Source organism: Mesorhizobium bavaricum (assembly GCF_056781655.1).
Genome location: NZ_CM165566.1, coordinates 1635111 through 1649964, shown reverse-complemented (window position 1 = coordinate 1649964; position 14854 = coordinate 1635111). Strand labels below are relative to the sequence as shown.

At 63.6% G+C, this 14854-nt stretch carries 16 protein-coding genes; 10 read left to right on the top strand and 6 right to left on the bottom strand.

The genetic code is table 11. The annotated features are described in order from the left end of the window. The first annotated feature begins 109 nt into the window (after positions 1-109). Both purE and AC1RZR_RS08010 read left to right on the top strand, forming a co-directional pair. Positions 110-607, top strand: a complete 498-nt coding sequence (gene purE / locus AC1RZR_RS08015) for a 5-(carboxyamino)imidazole ribonucleotide mutase (protein ID WP_481828169.1) — start codon at positions 110-112, stop codon at positions 605-607. Next, positions 604-1680 (top strand): 5-(carboxyamino)imidazole ribonucleotide synthase, encoded by a 1077-nt coding sequence (locus AC1RZR_RS08010; RefSeq protein ID WP_481828168.1) that lies wholly within the window; start codon positions 604-606, stop codon positions 1678-1680. Before purE ends, AC1RZR_RS08010 begins: the two co-directional genes overlap by 4 nt. A 13-nt stretch (positions 1681-1693) precedes the next feature. On the opposite strand, the gene AC1RZR_RS08005 is transcribed toward AC1RZR_RS08010, so the two are convergent. After that, complete coding sequence (locus tag AC1RZR_RS08005; RefSeq protein WP_481828167.1) at positions 1694-2116, bottom strand: lysozyme inhibitor LprI family protein; 423 nt, start codon at positions 2114-2116, stop codon at positions 1694-1696. Positions 2117-2344: 228 nt separating this feature from the next. On the opposite strand from AC1RZR_RS08005, the gene ykgO reads away from it, so the two are divergent. The 3 genes from ykgO to AC1RZR_RS07990 all read left to right on the top strand — a co-directional run bounded on the left by ykgO (position 2345) and on the right by AC1RZR_RS07990 (position 4455). Next, complete coding sequence (gene ykgO / locus AC1RZR_RS08000; RefSeq protein ID WP_006327841.1) at positions 2345-2470, top strand: type B 50S ribosomal protein L36; 126 nt, start codon at positions 2345-2347, stop codon at positions 2468-2470. Between the two features lie 113 nt (positions 2471-2583). After that, positions 2584-3189, top strand: coding sequence for a tetratricopeptide repeat protein (locus AC1RZR_RS07995; RefSeq protein WP_477269266.1), 606 nt, complete (start codon positions 2584-2586; stop codon positions 3187-3189). A 198-nt stretch (positions 3190-3387) separates the two neighbouring features. Then, entirely contained in the window at positions 3388-4455 is a 1068-nt protein-coding gene (locus tag AC1RZR_RS07990; protein ID WP_481828166.1) for an alpha/beta fold hydrolase, read from the top strand. A gap of 130 nt (positions 4456-4585) precedes the next feature. Here the strand turns inward: AC1RZR_RS07990 and pyk are convergent, their stop codons facing one another. Next, the gene (gene pyk, locus AC1RZR_RS07985; protein ID WP_477269262.1) at positions 4586-6025 is read right to left on the bottom strand and encodes a pyruvate kinase; all 1440 of its coding nucleotides are present in this window, start codon (positions 6023-6025) and stop codon (positions 4586-4588) included. Further along, positions 6022-6468, bottom strand: coding sequence for a DUF1036 domain-containing protein (locus tag AC1RZR_RS07980; protein WP_481829039.1), 447 nt, complete (start codon positions 6466-6468; stop codon positions 6022-6024). Before AC1RZR_RS07980 ends, pyk begins: the two co-directional genes overlap by 4 nt. Here AC1RZR_RS07980 and AC1RZR_RS07975 point away from each other — a divergent pair. The 4 genes from AC1RZR_RS07975 (at position 6425) to AC1RZR_RS07960 (ending at position 9316) form a co-directional block, all read left to right on the top strand. After that, on the top strand, positions 6425-6613 hold the full coding sequence (locus AC1RZR_RS07975; protein ID WP_477269880.1) for a hypothetical protein: 189 nt from the start codon (positions 6425-6427) through the stop codon (positions 6611-6613). The two genes, AC1RZR_RS07980 and AC1RZR_RS07975, sit on opposite strands and share 44 nt — an antisense overlap. Before the next feature lie 142 nt (positions 6614-6755). After that, positions 6756-7553 (top strand): N-formylglutamate amidohydrolase, encoded by a 798-nt coding sequence (locus AC1RZR_RS07970; RefSeq protein WP_481828165.1) that lies wholly within the window; start codon positions 6756-6758, stop codon positions 7551-7553. Between the two features lie 18 nt (positions 7554-7571). Next, a complete protein-coding gene (locus tag AC1RZR_RS07965; protein ID WP_481828164.1) occupies positions 7572-7880 on the top strand; it encodes a DUF1244 domain-containing protein in 309 nt (102 codons plus the stop codon). A gap of 260 nt (positions 7881-8140) precedes the next feature. Continuing rightward, positions 8141-9316: an MFS transporter gene (locus AC1RZR_RS07960; protein ID WP_477269254.1), complete on the top strand. Its 1176-nt coding sequence runs from the start codon at positions 8141-8143 to the stop codon at positions 9314-9316. Here AC1RZR_RS07960 and AC1RZR_RS07955 read toward each other — a convergent pair. After that, positions 9280-10188: a LysR family transcriptional regulator gene (locus AC1RZR_RS07955; protein ID WP_477269252.1), complete on the bottom strand. Its 909-nt coding sequence runs from the start codon at positions 10186-10188 to the stop codon at positions 9280-9282. The genes AC1RZR_RS07960 and AC1RZR_RS07955 overlap by 37 nt on opposite strands. Positions 10189-10283: 95 nt before the next feature. Here AC1RZR_RS07955 and AC1RZR_RS07950 point away from each other — a divergent pair, with 95 nt between their 5' ends. Further along, positions 10284-11243 carry an NAD-dependent epimerase/dehydratase family protein gene (locus tag AC1RZR_RS07950; protein ID WP_477269250.1) on the top strand — a complete coding sequence of 320 codons (960 nt, stop codon included), beginning with the start codon at positions 10284-10286 and terminating at the stop codon, positions 11241-11243. Positions 11244-11325: 82 nt separating this feature from the next. Here the strand turns inward: AC1RZR_RS07950 and AC1RZR_RS07945 are convergent, their stop codons facing one another. Together AC1RZR_RS07945 and AC1RZR_RS07940 are read right to left on the bottom strand one after the other, a co-directional pair. Next, positions 11326-11484, bottom strand: coding sequence for a DUF3309 family protein (locus AC1RZR_RS07945; protein WP_477269248.1), 159 nt, complete (start codon positions 11482-11484; stop codon positions 11326-11328). Positions 11485-11652: 168 nt separating this feature from the next. Continuing rightward, positions 11653-14823 carry an efflux RND transporter permease subunit gene (locus tag AC1RZR_RS07940; protein WP_481828163.1) on the bottom strand — a complete coding sequence of 1057 codons (3171 nt, stop codon included), beginning with the start codon at positions 14821-14823 and terminating at the stop codon, positions 11653-11655. Between the last annotated feature and the right edge of the window lie 31 nt (positions 14824-14854).

Genomic DNA, 14854 nt, shown 5'->3' with positions numbered 1-14854 from the left:
GCTCCCGGGGAGCACTTTTCGCCTTGCCGAACGACAGCGACGGCCACGTATCCTTGCGGCACCGCCCGAATTCCGCTAAGGCGCGCGTTTGTCGCCGGGGAGCAAGGACTTGGACGATCAACGCGCCGACGTCGCCATCATCATGGGCAGCCAGTCCGACTGGGCGACCATGCGCCACGCCGCCGAAACGCTGGAGGCACTGGGCATCCCGCACAAGCGGCTGATCGTCTCCGCGCATCGCACACCAGACCGGCTCTATGATTTCGCCAAGGGCGCCAAGGCGGCCGGTTACAAGGTGATCATTGCTGGCGCCGGCGGTGCGGCGCACCTGCCCGGCATGACGGCGGCGATGACACCGCTGCCGGTGTTCGGCGTGCCGGTGGAATCGAAGGCGCTCTCCGGGCAGGATTCGCTGCTCTCAATCGTCCAGATGCCGGCCGGCATTCCCGTGGGTACGCTGGCCATCGGCAAGGCTGGCGCCACCAACGCAGCGCTGCTGGCTGCCGCCGTGCTGGCACTCTACGACAACAAGCTTGCCACGCGGCTGGATGCCTGGCGCGCCGCGCAGACCGCCAAGGTTGCAACCGAACCGACGGAAACGCCATGAGCCTGCCCGCCGGATCGACCATCGGCATCATTGGCGGCGGTCAGCTCGGCCGCATGCTGGCGATGGCCGCCGCCCGGCTCGGCTACCGCTCGGTGGTGCTGGAGCCGCAGCCGGATTGCCCGGCAGCACAGGTCGCCAACCGACAGATAACAGCCGCCTATGACGACGCGGCCGCTCTTGCCGAGCTGGCGGAGGCAAGTTCCGTCATCACCTACGAGTTCGAGAACGTTCCGGTTGCGGCCGCCAGCGCACTTGCCGCCAAGGTTCCGGTCTATCCGCCGGCGCGCGCGCTTGATGTGGCGCAGGACCGGGTAAGCGAGAAGACATTCCTCAATGGCATCGGCATTGTCACGACGGATTTCCGTCCGGTCGGCAATGACGACGAGCTGACGGCGGCGCTGAAGGCCTTCGGCGGCAGCGGCATCTTGAAGACCCGGCGCATGGGCTATGACGGCAAGGGCCAACGTGTCTTCCGCAACATGGAAGCGGGCGGCTTTGCCGGCACCTGCGAGGCGATGGGCAATGTGCCGCTGATCCTCGAAAGCTTCGTGCCGTTCGAGCGCGAGATTTCGGTGATCGCCGCGCGTGGGCTGGACGGCGCGGTCGCCGCCTACGATCCGGCCGAGAATGTCCACCGCAACGGCATTCTCCATACATCGACCTTGCCCGCTGCCATAAAGCCCGAAACGGCGGAAGCGGCACGAGCAGCGGCATCGAAGATATTGTCGGCGCTCAACTATGTCGGCGTCATCGGCGTCGAGTTCTTCGTGCTGGCTGACGGGTCGCTGCTGGCCAACGAGATCGCGCCCCGCGTCCACAATTCCGGCCATTGGACGGAAGCCGCCTGCATCGTTTCGCAGTTCGAGCAGCACATCCGCGCCGTCGCCGGTCTGCCGCTTGGAAGCCCGGACCGCCATTCCGACTGCGTGATGGAAAATCTGATCGGCGACGATGTGCTGCGTGTCCCGAAGCTTCTCGCCGAGCCCGATCTGTTGCTGCATCTCTACGGCAAGTCCGATGCGCGCCCCGGCCGCAAGATGGGCCATTTCACCCGGATCAGCCTTCGCGCCTGACCTGAGAAACGCTCTATTGCACGTCGACGCCCTCGTCCTCGTCGGGAGTGGCGCAACTCGCGTCGCCTTCTTCGCAATTGGCCGCGGCAGCGAGCTGCTTGATACGGTCATTGGTCAGCCTGGTCAGGCACTGTGAAACTTCCATCGAATGGATCGAGCCGCCCACGCTGGCTGCGGTGGAATGAGCGCATTCGGCGTCGCGAAAGGTGATCCACGCCCGTTGCGCCGCCTGCAGTAGTCTCTTGCCGTCGGCGTCATCCGAGCTGATGAGATCCTGGTAGGCCTTGTTCAGCCTGGCGTCGGCCGCCTGGTAATCCTCGCCGGCGCAGATGTTCATCATCTGCTGGCTGTCGTCGCCGCGTTCGCATTCCTGCGCGTGGGCGACCGAAGCCCCCGCCAGCAAGACAAGGCAGGCGGACAGCAACATCAGGCGCATGGTCATCCCCAAATCACTTCACGGCGGCCGCATCATCCCCGCCGACTTGAGGCCGCGCAATGCCGCAAGGCCGACATGGCGGATATTTGATGATATGGGGAGGCGAGGCATGCTTGCGGTTGACACGGACAAGGCTCCTCGTTTATGAGCCACCCACAGTTCAAAGGCGCGTCTTCTGGCGCGCCTTAAAATTTCGACCCGGATGGGTCCACACCGACAGGCAAGACCATGAAGATCAAGAATTCGCTCAAGGCGCTGAAGGCGCGTCACCGCGACAACCAGCTGGTTCGCCGCAAGGGCCGCGTCTACATCATCAACAAGACCGCCCCGCGCTACAAGGCACGCCAGGGCTGAGTTTGCGGCCGGAGGCGTGTTGCCTCCGCCCAGTTGATGCTTGTTGCTGGCCCTGACAGCCTTTCACGCCAAATTCAGTTTGACGTTCCGCCGCCCGGGACTAGAGTCCGGCGATGCGGATTCTTTTTGCATTCTTAACAGCCCTGCTTCTTTCCGGCGCCATGTCCTTGCCGGCGCGGGCGGATGACGCAGTCGCGCCACCGGCCGCTCCTGACGCGCCGCCGGTGGCAACGACGAAGCAGGCCCGCCTCGACCAGCTGTTCAGTGACCTGAAGCGCGAGCGCAACGAAAAGGCCGCCGAGCGCATTGCCGGCAACATCTGGAACGAGTGGTCCCAATCCGGCAGCGCCTCGATCGACCTGATGATGCAATGGTCGCAAAAGGCCATCGAGGGCCAGAAGTTCGACGTCGCGCTCGATTTCCTTGACCAGGTGGTGACCTTGCAGCCGACCTATGCCGAAGGCTGGAACCGGCGCGCCACCGTGCATTTCATGATGAAGAACTTCGGCAAGTCGATGTCCGACATCGACCACACACTGCAGCTCGAGCCGCGCCATTTCGGTGCGCTGTCCGGCCTGGCGCAGATCATGGCCCTGACCGGCCACAAGCAATCGGCGCTCGAGGCCTGGCAGAAGGTGCTGGCCATCTATCCGATGATGCGCAGCGCCCAGGACCAGGTCGCCACGATTTCGGAAGAGCTTGCCGGCGAAGGCATTTGATGGCCCGATCTCCCGCCGGGGCATGCTGAGATTCAGGTCAGGCCGAGCCGAGAATGGCGGTGTCCGAGAACCGGAGCGGGGCGTACTTTTGGGTACGTGAGCACCGGGAGCACAGGACGCCCCGTCGCAGGCCGGCCTCACCTTGAAAATATCAGGCATACCCAGAACTAATTCACCTCCAGCCCGTATTTCCCCCGCATGAACCTGATCTACGCTGCCCTCGCCTTCCTGATGGCGCTTGTCTTTGGCCTTGTCGCCGTCACCCGCGTCGGCTCGTGGCTGATCGAGCGGCGAAACCCGTCGATCGGCGACTTTGCCGACATCGGGGGCGCCCGCATCCACTATGTCCATGTTCCGGCGCCGGCCAATGCAGACCTGCCGCCGATCGTCTTCATCCACGGCGCCAGCGCCAATCTCAGGGATCAGATGCTGCCGTTGCGGCCGCTGCTCGAAGGCCGCGCCGAAATGCTGTTCTTCGACCGGCCGGGGTTCGGCTGGTCGGGGCGCGGCCCGGGCAACAACGAGGATCCGTCGGCCCAGGCCAACACCATCGCCGCCCTGATGGACCGTCTCGGCATGAAAAAGGCTGTCATCGTCGGCCATTCCTTCGGCGGCGCGGTGACCACGGCCTTTGGCCACGAGCATCCGGACAAAACGCTCGGGCTGGTCTTCCTCGCGCCGGCGACCCATCCCTGGCCAGGCGGCGCAACCTCCTGGTATTATGATCTGACGACCATTCCGGTGATCGGCTGGCTGTTTTCCGAGACGCTGGCCTATCCGGCGGGAACGCTGCAGATGGCTGATGCCACGACCTGCGTGTTCTCGCCCAACAAGGTGCCGGACAATTATCTCAGCCTGGGCTCGATCCCGCTGGTGCTGCGGCCATCGGCGTTTCGCGCCAACGCCACCGATGTCGCCGGGCTCTACCGCTATGCGCTTGGCGCCGCCCCGCACTACAACGAGATCAAGACGCCGACCGTGGTCCTTTCGGGCGACCGCGACAAGGTCGTCTATGCGGAGATTCATTCGGTCGGCCTCGTCCGCGACATAGCCGGCGCCGAACTCGTCTGGGTGCACAATCTCGGCCACAAGCCGGACTGGATCGTGCCCGACCTCGTCGTCGGCGCCATCGAGAAGGTCGCCGGCAAGGATATCGATCTGCAGGCGCTGGCCGGGCCAGTGGAGGCGCGCATCGCCGGCGACGCTTACGGCGCCGGCAGATGCGCCGACATCAAGGTGCCGCAGGCCGAACTCGCGCCGACCTGATCACGCCTGGAGCAAATCCACGAAAAGTGTGTAAGGGTTTTCCGTCCGGAATTGCGTCAAAACAAGGAGATAGAGCGGTTCTGCGTTTCCGTGAAACGATGAACCGCTCTCGTGGTTCAGGCGACCCCGTTTACCGGCTGGCCTGCACGTCCGATCCGACATAGGCGATGCGCAGCATGTTGGTCGAACCCGGTGTCCTCAGCGGCACGCCGGCGGTGATGATGACGCGGTCGCCCGGCTTGCCGAAACCTTCGTCGAAGGCGATGCGACAGGCGCGGTTGACCATGTCGTCGAGGTCGCTGGCATCGGGCGAGACGACACAATGCGTGCCCCACAGCAGCGACAGCCGCCGCGCCGTGTTGAGGATCGGCGACAACGCGATGATCGGCACTTGCGGACGCTCGCGGGCGGCGCGCAGGCCGGTGTTGCCGGACGCCGTGTAGGTGATGATCGCCGACAGTTTCAGCGTCTCGGCGATTTCGCGGGCGGCCAGCGAAATGGCATCGGCGCCGGTCGCTTCCGGCTCGGAGCGCTGCGCGTTGATGATACCGGCATAGGTCGGATCGGTTTCGACCTTGGTGGCAATGCGGTCCATCATCGCCACCGCTTCGACCGGATAGGCGCCGGCGGCGGACTCCGCCGACAGCATGATGGCGTCCGCGCCTTCGAAGACGGCGATCGAAACATCCGACACCTCGGCACGGGTCGGCACGGGGGCTGTGATCATCGATTCCAGCATCTGCGTCGCCACCACCACCGGCTTGCCGGCGCGGCGCGCCGCGCGCGTGATCTGCTTCTGGATGCCGGGCACCGCCTCGAGCGGCATCTCGACACCGAGATCGCCGCGGGCGACCATCAGCGCGTCGGACAGCTCGATGATCTCGGCCAGCCGGGCAACCGCCTGCGGCTTCTCGATCTTGGCCATGATCAGCGCCCGGCCGCGCGCGATCTTGCGCGCTTCGGCCAGATCCTCCGGCCGCTGCACGAACGACAGCGCCACCCAGTCGACGCCCGTGGACAGCACGGCATCGAGGTCCTTGCGGTCCTTCTCGGTCAGCGCGCCGACCGGCAGATCGGTGTCGGGCAGGCTGACGCCTTTCTTGTCGGAAATCGTGGTGCCGGCAATGACCGTGCAGACGATCGACTTGCCGTCGCCGCTTCTCACCGCCTTCAATTCGAGCTTGCCGTCGTCGATCAGCAAGCGATGACCGGCTTCGACCGAACTCAGGATTTCGGGATGTGGCAGATAGACCCTGGTCGATGTGCCGGGCTCCGGATTGTCGTCGAGCGTGAAGGTCTGGCCGACGGTCAGCACTTCCTTGCCATTGGCGAACTTGCCGACGCGCAGCTTCGGGCCTTGCAGGTCAGCCAGGATACCGATCGGCCGGCCGACCGCTTCCTCGACGGCGCGGATGCGTCCGACCAGCGTGCGCATCAGCTCATGGTCGGTATGGCTCATATTGATGCGGAACACATCGGCGCCCGCTTCGAACAATTTCTTCAGCATCTCTTCGGAAGAAGAGGCCGGACCGATGGTGGCTAGGATCTTGACCTTGCGGCTACGTCTCATTGACTGTTTGTTCCCGGGGCGGCTGGAGCGCCTCCCGTTGCGGGCTCATCGGTCAGCTGGACCATCCAGCTTGCCTGTTCGCCCGTGTCATATTCCTGGAATCCGGCGCGCTGGAAGCCCCGGGCGACGCAGTCGGTTACGCCGGCGATCTTGAACTCTTTTTCAGCCACGCACATGTTGATCGGGCCGTCCCAGCGTCCACCGCGCTCGGCGTCTTCTGCATAAAGATAGTAAAACCTCGATGACAGCGGCCCTTCGATCAACGTTTTGCAAGTTGATCCCTCGATGTGCCACCAGCCCTCGGTGATCCAGCCGGCCTTGGCGCGATAGCCGATACCGACGCCGACCAGGTTCTGCGTGGCGTTGCAGACACGGAAATCGGCACGCGCCGGCGAGGCCATGACCATCGCCGACAGGCCCACGGCAAGGGTCAGGAGCGGCATGGCAAAGGCAGAGCGCATGCGCTGCCTGCCGGCGGAAACCATCCGAAAACCCCTCAAGAACCACATCAGCATCTCTCTGCGCCCCTTTTCGGAAAAGTCCGGGCGCATGTCAACGCACCGTTTTGTCCAATTCCAATCGATTTAGAAAGGCTCCGGCGCACAATTCGCCAACTTCTGCCAGATTTCCGCAGAAACCTTGGCCAAACAACGGCATTGCGCAAGCGTCGTCTTCGTGGAATGACGATAGCACCCTCCCCGGAAGCCCGCGAACAGACCATTTCCCGCCAATGACCCGATCCACAGTTTTCGCGCCTGTCGACATCGTCGAAGGCGACCGCAAGCGAGGCATTGTGCTGTTGGGCGACCATGCCCGCCGCGACCTGCCGGAGGACTATGGCAGCCTCGGCCTGCCGCCGGCGGAATTCGATCGCCACATCGCCTATGACATCGGCGTCGAGGCGGTGACGCGCGAACTGGCTGCTCTGCTCGGCGTGCCGGCGGTGTTGGCCAATTTTTCGCGACTGCTGATCGATCCCAATCGCGGCGAAGATGACCCGACGCTCATTCGCCAGCTTTACGACGGCACCGTTGTGCCCGGGAATTATCCGATTGCTGCCGCGGAGCGCGAAAGACGGCTCGACCGCTTCTACCGGCCCTATCACGACGCCGTCGGGGCCATGATCGCCTCGGTCGCGCAGGCCTCCGCCCAGGCGCCCTTCATCTTCTCTGTGCATTCCTTCACCCCGGCCATGCAAGGGATCCAACGTCCCTGGCATGTCGGCATCCTGTGGGATCTGGATGACCGGGTGGCGCGGCCGCTGATCGACATGTTGGCCGACGACAAGAGCCTCGTGGTCGGCGACAACGAACCCTATGACGGCGCCTTGCGCGGTGACACCATGTACAAGCACGCCATCGTCAATGGCTTCGCCCATGTGCTGATCGAGATCCGCCAGGACCTGATATCAGACCAGAAGGGCGCGATCGCGTGGGCGCAGCGTTTGGCGCCGATCGTTGACGCGATCGACCACCGTCCCGATATACATGTGGTCAAGCAATTCGGCTCCCGCACCGGGCCGATTTAGAGCCGCAAGGAGGTTTCGATGACCGAACTCAGCGACGAGCAGAAGCGCGATTTCGAAGCTGCCGCCTTTCGCCGCCTGGTCGAGCATCTGCGCGAGCGCAACGACGTGCAGAACATCGACCTGATGAACCTCGCCGGCTTCTGCCGCAACTGCCTGTCGAACTGGTATCGCGAAGCAGCCAATGCCGACGGCGTCGACCTCGGCAAGGACCAGTCGCGCGAGATCGTCTACGGCATGCCCTATACCGAGTGGCAGGCGCTCAACCAGACCGAATCCTCGGACGCCAAGAAGGCCGAATTCGAGGCAAGGCGGCCCAGGGACCACTAGAGCAATTCCCGGAAAAGTGTGAAACGGTTTTCCCGCAAAAAGCGCGCAGCGCTTTCCCTAAGGGAATTGCGTCAGAACAAACAGATAGAGCGGTTCGGCGTTTCCGTGAAACGATGAACCGCACTCGTTCAACCCGGATACCCCTCGATCGCTTCCAAGGGCCAGGTTTGGCCCAAACGCTTTCCCCGAGAGAGTGCTTGACTGAAAATTGAATCGATCTAATTTGCCGCCGGAAGCCATTTTCGGACCGGATTCGCCTTATGAACGCGTCAAATGCCATGCTGACTGCCATTCGCGGACGATGGGCCGTGGCGGCTATTTTCCTCGCCAACGGCTTCCTGACCGGCAGCTGGGCGCCGCAGATCCCGGTGTTCCTGACCAGGCTGGAGATCACGAAGTTCACGCTCGGCCTGCTGATCCTGCTGTTCGGCGCCGGCGCCGTCACCGCCATGACCTGGTGTGGCCATCTGATCTCGAAACACGGTTCGCGCAGCGTGCTGCGCTGGTTCGGTCTCTGCGGCAGCCTCGGCCTGCTGGTCGTGGCGCTGGCGCCCAACGTGCCGCTGGCGGCCATCGCCATGTTCGTCTTCGGCGGCTCGATCGGCGGCATGGATGTCGCCATGAATGCCAATGCGGTGGTGGTCGAACGGCGTCTCTCCCGCGCCATCATGTCGTCCTCGCACGGCTTCTGGAGCCTTGGTGGCTTCGCCGGCGGCGCGCTTGGCGGCTTCGCCATCCAGAACTATGGCCACCTCACCCACGCAGCCGTGGTGACGGCGCTTGCCTTCGCTGTGATCGCGGTGGCGGTTGGCCATCTGGTCGGCGAGGACAGGCCGCAGGCGGCCGAGCATCATAAATTCACGCTGCCGGCAAACCCGCTGGTCTACCTCGTCGGCTTGATGGCGCTGCTGACGATGATCTCCGAGGGCGCGGTGCTCGACTGGGCAGCGCTGTATCTGCGGCAGGAGCTCGGCGCCGACCTCGCCATTGCCGGCCTCGCATACGCTGCCTTCTCCGGCGTCATGGCGATCATGCGTTTCTTTGGCGACGGCGTCCGCAATCGCTTCGGCGCGGTGACGACGCTGCGCGGCTCGGCGATCGTCGCTGCCGCCGGCATGCTGGTGGCCGGCCTGTCACCCTCGCCCTGGCTCGCCATCGCGGCCTTTGCCTTGTGCGGCTTCGGCATCGCCAACATGGTGCCGATCATCTTCTCGGCCGGCGGTAATCAGGAAGGCATGTCGTCGGGCACCGGCATGAGCGTCGTCACCACCATGGGTTACTCCGGCATTCTGGTGGCGCCGTCAGCGATCGGCTTCGTTGCCGAACATTCAAGCTTCGGCCCGATCTTCATTGCCATGTCGGGACTGCTGATCGTCGTGTTGCTGATGGCCGGGCTCGCTCACCGCGCCGAATTCGCGGCCGCGCCGGCCGAATAGCGCTTCAGTTCCTCGTAGAGAAAATCCGCCACGCGGCGGATGCGCACGCTGGTGCGCACGTCGCGATGCATGGCCAGCCACACCGGCAGCACCGGCAGTGGCAGGCCAGGCAGCAGTTTCTCCACCGATGGATCACGGTCGGCCAGCGGCTCCTGGCCGAGACCGATGCCGTTTCCCGCCCGCACCGCCTCCCACAAGACAATCTGGTTATCGGCCCTGAAGCGGAAACTGCCGCGGGCGACGGGAATGCCATACTGGGTAAAGCCTCGGATAATGTCATCGCTGCGGTCGAAGCCGACCAGGTCGTGGTTGACAAGGTCGGCGGGCTCCAGCGGGCGGCCGCGCCTGTCGAGATAAGATCTGGCCGCGCAGGCGCAGAGCGGAATATCGCAGACCTTGCGCGCCGTCAGCTCATTCTGCGCCGGCTTGACCATGCGGATGGCGATGTCGGCGTCGCGACGCAACAGGTTCTCGACCTGGTTCGAAGCAACGATCTCGACCTCGATGCCGGGCTCCTCGATACCGAGCCGCGTCGTCATCTCCGGCAGCACATAGGCCGCGACCACCTCGCTGGCAGCGATGCGCACCGTACCTTCGATCGCCTCGACCGAACCCAGCGCGAGCAATGAAAAGGCGCTTGCCTGCTCGCTGACCGCCTTGCCGCGCTCGAACAGCGTGCTGCCGGCTTCCGTCAGTTCATAGCCGCGCCGCCCACGCCGGAACAGCGTGACACCCAGCGCCTGTTCGAGCTCGCCGATGTGACGGCCGAGCGTCGGCTGACTTGCCGAGAGCTTTCGCGCGGCCGCCGACAGGCTGCCGGTTTCCGCCACGGTGACGAAACTCTTGATCAGATTCCAGTCGATTTCAGTCATTCATTTCTGACTATCAGAACCCCATCCATAGTCAATTTCCATTCGCATGCGAGGGGACCATATTCGGACTGCAAACATCAACACGGAGACGAAAAATGACCAAGATCGCAATTCTCGGTGCCAATGGCCGGCTCGGCCGCGTGGTCGCCAGGGCCTTCATCGACGCCGGCTATGATGTCCGCGCCGTCACCCGCAGCGGCAAGGTACCGGCCGAACTCAACGGCGCCACGGCCGTTGCCGGTGACGGGCTCGACCGCGAAGCGCTTATCCGTGCCACGGAAGGTGTCGACATCATCTTCAACGGCCTCAACCCGATCTACACCGAATGGGTCAAGTGCTTGCCGATGGCCGAGAACGTCATGGCCGCCTGCCGGGCGAACGGCGCTTTGCACCTTGCTCCGGGCAACGTCTACAATTTCGGCTCGCCGATACCAGCAGTGATCACCGAAGACACCCCATTCCACCCGACGACCGAGAAGGGCCGCATCCGCGTCGCCATGGAAGACCTGTTTCGCCGCGAGGCCGACGCGGGCCTCGTCCGCACCATTCTCCTGCGGGCCGGTGACTTCTTCGGCGGTTCCGGCAGCGGCTCATGGTTCGATCTGGTCGTCGCCGCCAAGATGAACAAGGGCATCTACACCGCGCCCGGCCCGGTCGATCTGGTGCATGAATGGGCCTACCTCCCGGATCTGGCCAAGGCTTTCGTTGGACTGGCGCAAAACCTGGACAAGCTCGGCTCCTACGAAGCGTTGAACTTCCCGGGCCATGCCGTCACCGACCGGGAGATCAAGGCAGCGGCAGAGACGGCGCTTGGACGCCCGCTCAAGATGACCTTGATGGCCTGGTGGGTGCTGCGCGCCGGCAGCCCGTTCGTGGCGATGTGGCGTGAGATCGTCTCGATGTCCTACCTGCGCTTCGAGCCGCATCAGCTGGCCTCGGCAAGGCTGGAAGGCATCATCGATGCGATCCCGCACACGCCGCTGGATCAGGCGATCGCCGAGGCTCTCGAGGACATCGGCATCACCACCATGAAGGGCGTTGCGAAGGCTGCCTGATATGGACGGCGCGTGCGCGGCCATCGCATGCCCCGCCCCATCTCTTCACACTGAAAAGCCTCTCTACGACTGAAAAGGCGGCTTAGAGCCGCCCCATCAACAGCAACAGCAGAAGCACCACCAGCACCACGCCAACAATGCCCGACGGCCCATAACCCCAGGAGCGCGAATGCGGCCATGTCGGCACCGCGCCGATGAGGACAAGGATCAGGACGATGATGATAATGGTGGTGATCGGCATGGGAACCCCGCGCTTCGACGTTTGCTACGACACAACGCTTTGGCGTTGCTACGAGACAATGCTTTTGCATTGCTCCGGGGACAACTCGTCGCATTGCCCTTGGGGGACAATGCAAAAGGCCGCCCGGTTGTTCCGGGCGGCCCTTTTGTCAGTGGTTCGCAGACAGGTTTATTCGGCCGCCTTTGGAAAAGCGATGGCCGGCTCGTCACCCACATCCAGGCCCGGCGTGCCGGTTGAAACCTTTCCCTTGCCGCGCCGGAATATCCGACGGAAAAACGCGTAGAAGCGGCTGTTCTTGCTGCGCGTGAAGATCATCAGCATCGACGGCGTCACCACCAGCGTCAGCAGGGTGGCGAAGGACAGGCCGAAGACGATCGCCGACGACAGAGAAATCCACCATTGCGTCGACGGCGCGTTGATCGTTGTCTCGTGATGGAAGATTTCAAGACCGAGGCCGAAGGCGATCGGCAGCACGCCGAGAATCGCCGACACCGCCGTCAGCACCACCGGGCGGGCGCGTTCCCTGCAGGTCTGCAACACCGCTTCCATCTTGTCCCAGCCTTCTTCGCGCAGCCGGTCATAGGTGTCGATCAGCACGATGTTGTTGTTCACCACCACACCGGCCAACGCGATGACGCCGATGCCCGACATGACGATGCCGAATGCCTCTCCCGTCAACAGCAGCCCCAGGAACACACCGATCGTCGCCATGACCACACAGGACAGCACCATCAGCACGCTGGTGAATTTGTTGAACTGCATCAGAAGCACGAGGAAGATCAGGAAGATCGCCGCCCCGAAGGCCTTGCCAAGGAAGGCGCTGGCCTCGGCGCTATCCTCGTTGGAGCCGGCCAGCTTCCAGCGTATGCCACTGCCAAGATCCATATCAGCGACGGCCTTGGTGACCTCAGCCTGTACGGCTGCAACCTGCGTGCCGGCGGCCACGTTGGCCTGGACGACCACCGTGCGGGCGCCGTCGATGCGGTTGAGAATACCGACAGTCGGCTCCGGCTTGCGCACGACGAAATTCGAGATCGGCACCGAGCCTTGTGCGGTCTGCACTCTAAGCTCGTCGAGCGTCGACAGCGTTCGCCGATCTTCAGGCAGACGCAGCCTTATATCGACGGCGTCGTCAGCGCCTGCCGGTCGGTATTCGCTGAGCTTCAGCCCGTTGGTCACCAGCTGCACCACGGTGCCGACCGAAGTCGGGCTGATGCCGTACTGCGCCGCCTTGGCGCGGTCAACCTCGAGCGCCCAGTCAACGCCAGGCGGCGGCAGACCATCGGAAATATCGATGACGCCGGGCACCTTGCCAATGCGAGCCGCGACGGCGCGCGCCTTGTCGTCGAGCCCCTTGGGGTCAATTGCCGAAAGCCTGATCTGGATCGGCTTGCCGGTCGGCGGACCGGCTTCGGGCACGCGCACCTCGACATCGACGCCGGGAATGCCGGCCATGACGCCACGCAACTCGTCCAGGATCTGGTTCGCCGATTTGCGCTCGCGCCAGTCGATGAATTCATACTGGATGACGCCGACAACGTCCTCGGGGACATCCTGGCCGCCGCCTTGCGTCTTGCCGACGCGGGTATAGACCGATTTGATGCCCGGCCAGCCGAGCAGCCGGTTCTCGGCAATCTTCGTCGCGGTGTCCATTTCGGTCAGCGAAAGATTGCCGCGGGCGTGCACGTAGAGCAGGCCATAGTCGGGCTCGACGCTTGGGAAGAACTCGACACCAGCACCGTATTTCGAATAGGCAAAGCCGACACCGAACAGCAGCGCAACAGTCAGCAAGACCACGGTGATCGGGAACCGCACCGCCTGCTTGACGATGGCCATGTACCAGCCGTCGCGATTGTCATCCTCATGGTGCTGCGGCGCCTTGGCGAAGATCGCGCCCAGCGTCGGAGCGAACACCAGAGCATAGAGCATCGAGGCCGACAACGTGACGATCAGAGTGATCGGCATGTACTTCATGAAGTCGCCGATGATGCCCGGCCAGAACAGCAGCGGCGAGAAGGCGGCGATGCGCGTCATGGTCGCTGCGATGACCGGACCGGCCATGCGCTTGGCGGCAAGTGCAAAGGCTTCCGCCTTGGGCATGCCCTCGCTCATCCGTCGCTCGGCGAACTCGGTGACGATGATGGCGTCGTCGACCAGCATGCCGACGGCCAGGATAAGGCTGAACAGCACGATCATGTTGATCGTGTAGCCCATCATCGCCAGCAGAAGGATGCCGATCAGGAACGACGATGGAATGGCCAGACCAATGAGCAGCGAGGCGCGGCCGGACAGCGCATAGAGAATGACGATGAACACCAGGATCACGGCGATCATGACGTGGTTCTGCAGATCGCCGAGCAACTGGTTGACGAAGACAGACTTGTCCTGCGTGTAGGTGACATTCATGCCTTCCGGCATCGTCTTCACGTACGCATCCGATACGGCCCGCACCTTGGTGAGCGTATCGATCAGATTGGCACCGATACGCTTCTTGACTTCGATGGCGATCGCCGGCTTGCCGTTGAGGCGGGTGATGGTCTCGGCATCGGCGAAGGTCGAGCGGATCGTCGCGATGTCCTTGGCCTGCACCACGGCATTGGGACCGGCGACCACCGGCAGAGCCGCGACATCCTCGGGCGTCTCGATCAGCGACGGCACCTTGACCGCGTATTTGCCTTCCGAGCCCTCGATGTTGCCGGCGGCGACCAGGCTGTTGGACGCGCCGACCGCACCGATCAGCTGATCGAGCTGCAGCCCATAGGAAGACAGTTTCATCGGGTCGATGACGACTTCGACGAGATCGTCTCGCGCGCCCTGCAACGAGCCCTCGAGAACGCCGGGCACTTCCTCGATCCGGTCCCGCAGTTCGCGCGCCGCAGCGGTCAACACCCGTTCGGGCAACTCTCCCGACAGGGTGACGACGAGGACGGGGAATTCGGAGATGTTGACCTCGGTGACAACAGGCTCCTCGGCCGCCTGCGGCAGGTCGGCCTTGCCGTCCTGCACCTTGCTGCGCGTGTCCTGCAGCGCCGTCGCCAGATTGGTCTGCGGCTGGAACTCGACCAGGACATAGCCGCCACCCTGGAAGGCGGCCGAGCGCATTTCCTTGAGGCCCTTCAGGCTCTTCAGCTTGCTTTCCATCGGCCGCAGCAGAAGACGCTCCGAATCCTCGGGCGAAATGCCCTGATAGATCAGGCTGACATACATCATCGGAATCGGAACGTCGGGTTCCGCTTCCTTCGGCGTTGACTGATAGGCGACCCAGCCGGCCAGCAGAAGGAAGACCAGGACCGAGATGGTCAGGCGGGCATTGTTGATCGCAAGTTTGACGATATCCATGGCTAACGCCTGTTCTTGAATTTCACGAGCT

Coding starts and splice junctions, on each gene's coding strand:
- AC1RZR_RS08010 (WP_481828168.1), top strand. CDS start 604: ATGAGCCTGCCCGCCGGATCGACCATCGGCATCATTGGCGGCGGTCAG.
- AC1RZR_RS08005 (WP_481828167.1), bottom strand. CDS start 2,116: ATGCGCCTGATGTTGCTGTCCGCCTGCCTTGTCTTGCTGGCGGGGGCT.
- ykgO (WP_006327841.1), top strand. CDS start 2,345: ATGAAGATCAAGAATTCGCTCAAGGCGCTGAAGGCGCGTCACCGCGAC.
- AC1RZR_RS07995 (WP_477269266.1), top strand. CDS start 2,584: ATGCGGATTCTTTTTGCATTCTTAACAGCCCTGCTTCTTTCCGGCGCC.
- AC1RZR_RS07990 (WP_481828166.1), top strand. CDS start 3,388: ATGAACCTGATCTACGCTGCCCTCGCCTTCCTGATGGCGCTTGTCTTT.
- pyk (WP_477269262.1), bottom strand. CDS start 6,025: ATGAGACGTAGCCGCAAGGTCAAGATCCTAGCCACCATCGGTCCGGCC.
- AC1RZR_RS07975 (WP_477269880.1), top strand. CDS start 6,425: ATGACCATCGCCGACAGGCCCACGGCAAGGGTCAGGAGCGGCATGGCA.
- AC1RZR_RS07980 (WP_481829039.1), bottom strand. CDS start 6,468: ATGCCGCTCCTGACCCTTGCCGTGGGCCTGTCGGCGATGGTCATGGCC.
- AC1RZR_RS07970 (WP_481828165.1), top strand. CDS start 6,756: ATGACCCGATCCACAGTTTTCGCGCCTGTCGACATCGTCGAAGGCGAC.
- AC1RZR_RS07965 (WP_481828164.1), top strand. CDS start 7,572: ATGACCGAACTCAGCGACGAGCAGAAGCGCGATTTCGAAGCTGCCGCC.
- AC1RZR_RS07960 (WP_477269254.1), top strand. CDS start 8,141: ATGAACGCGTCAAATGCCATGCTGACTGCCATTCGCGGACGATGGGCC.
- AC1RZR_RS07955 (WP_477269252.1), bottom strand. CDS start 10,188: ATGACTGAAATCGACTGGAATCTGATCAAGAGTTTCGTCACCGTGGCG.
- AC1RZR_RS07950 (WP_477269250.1), top strand. CDS start 10,284: ATGACCAAGATCGCAATTCTCGGTGCCAATGGCCGGCTCGGCCGCGTG.
- AC1RZR_RS07945 (WP_477269248.1), bottom strand. CDS start 11,484: ATGCCGATCACCACCATTATCATCATCGTCCTGATCCTTGTCCTCATC.
- AC1RZR_RS07940 (WP_481828163.1), bottom strand. CDS start 14,823: ATGGATATCGTCAAACTTGCGATCAACAATGCCCGCCTGACCATCTCG.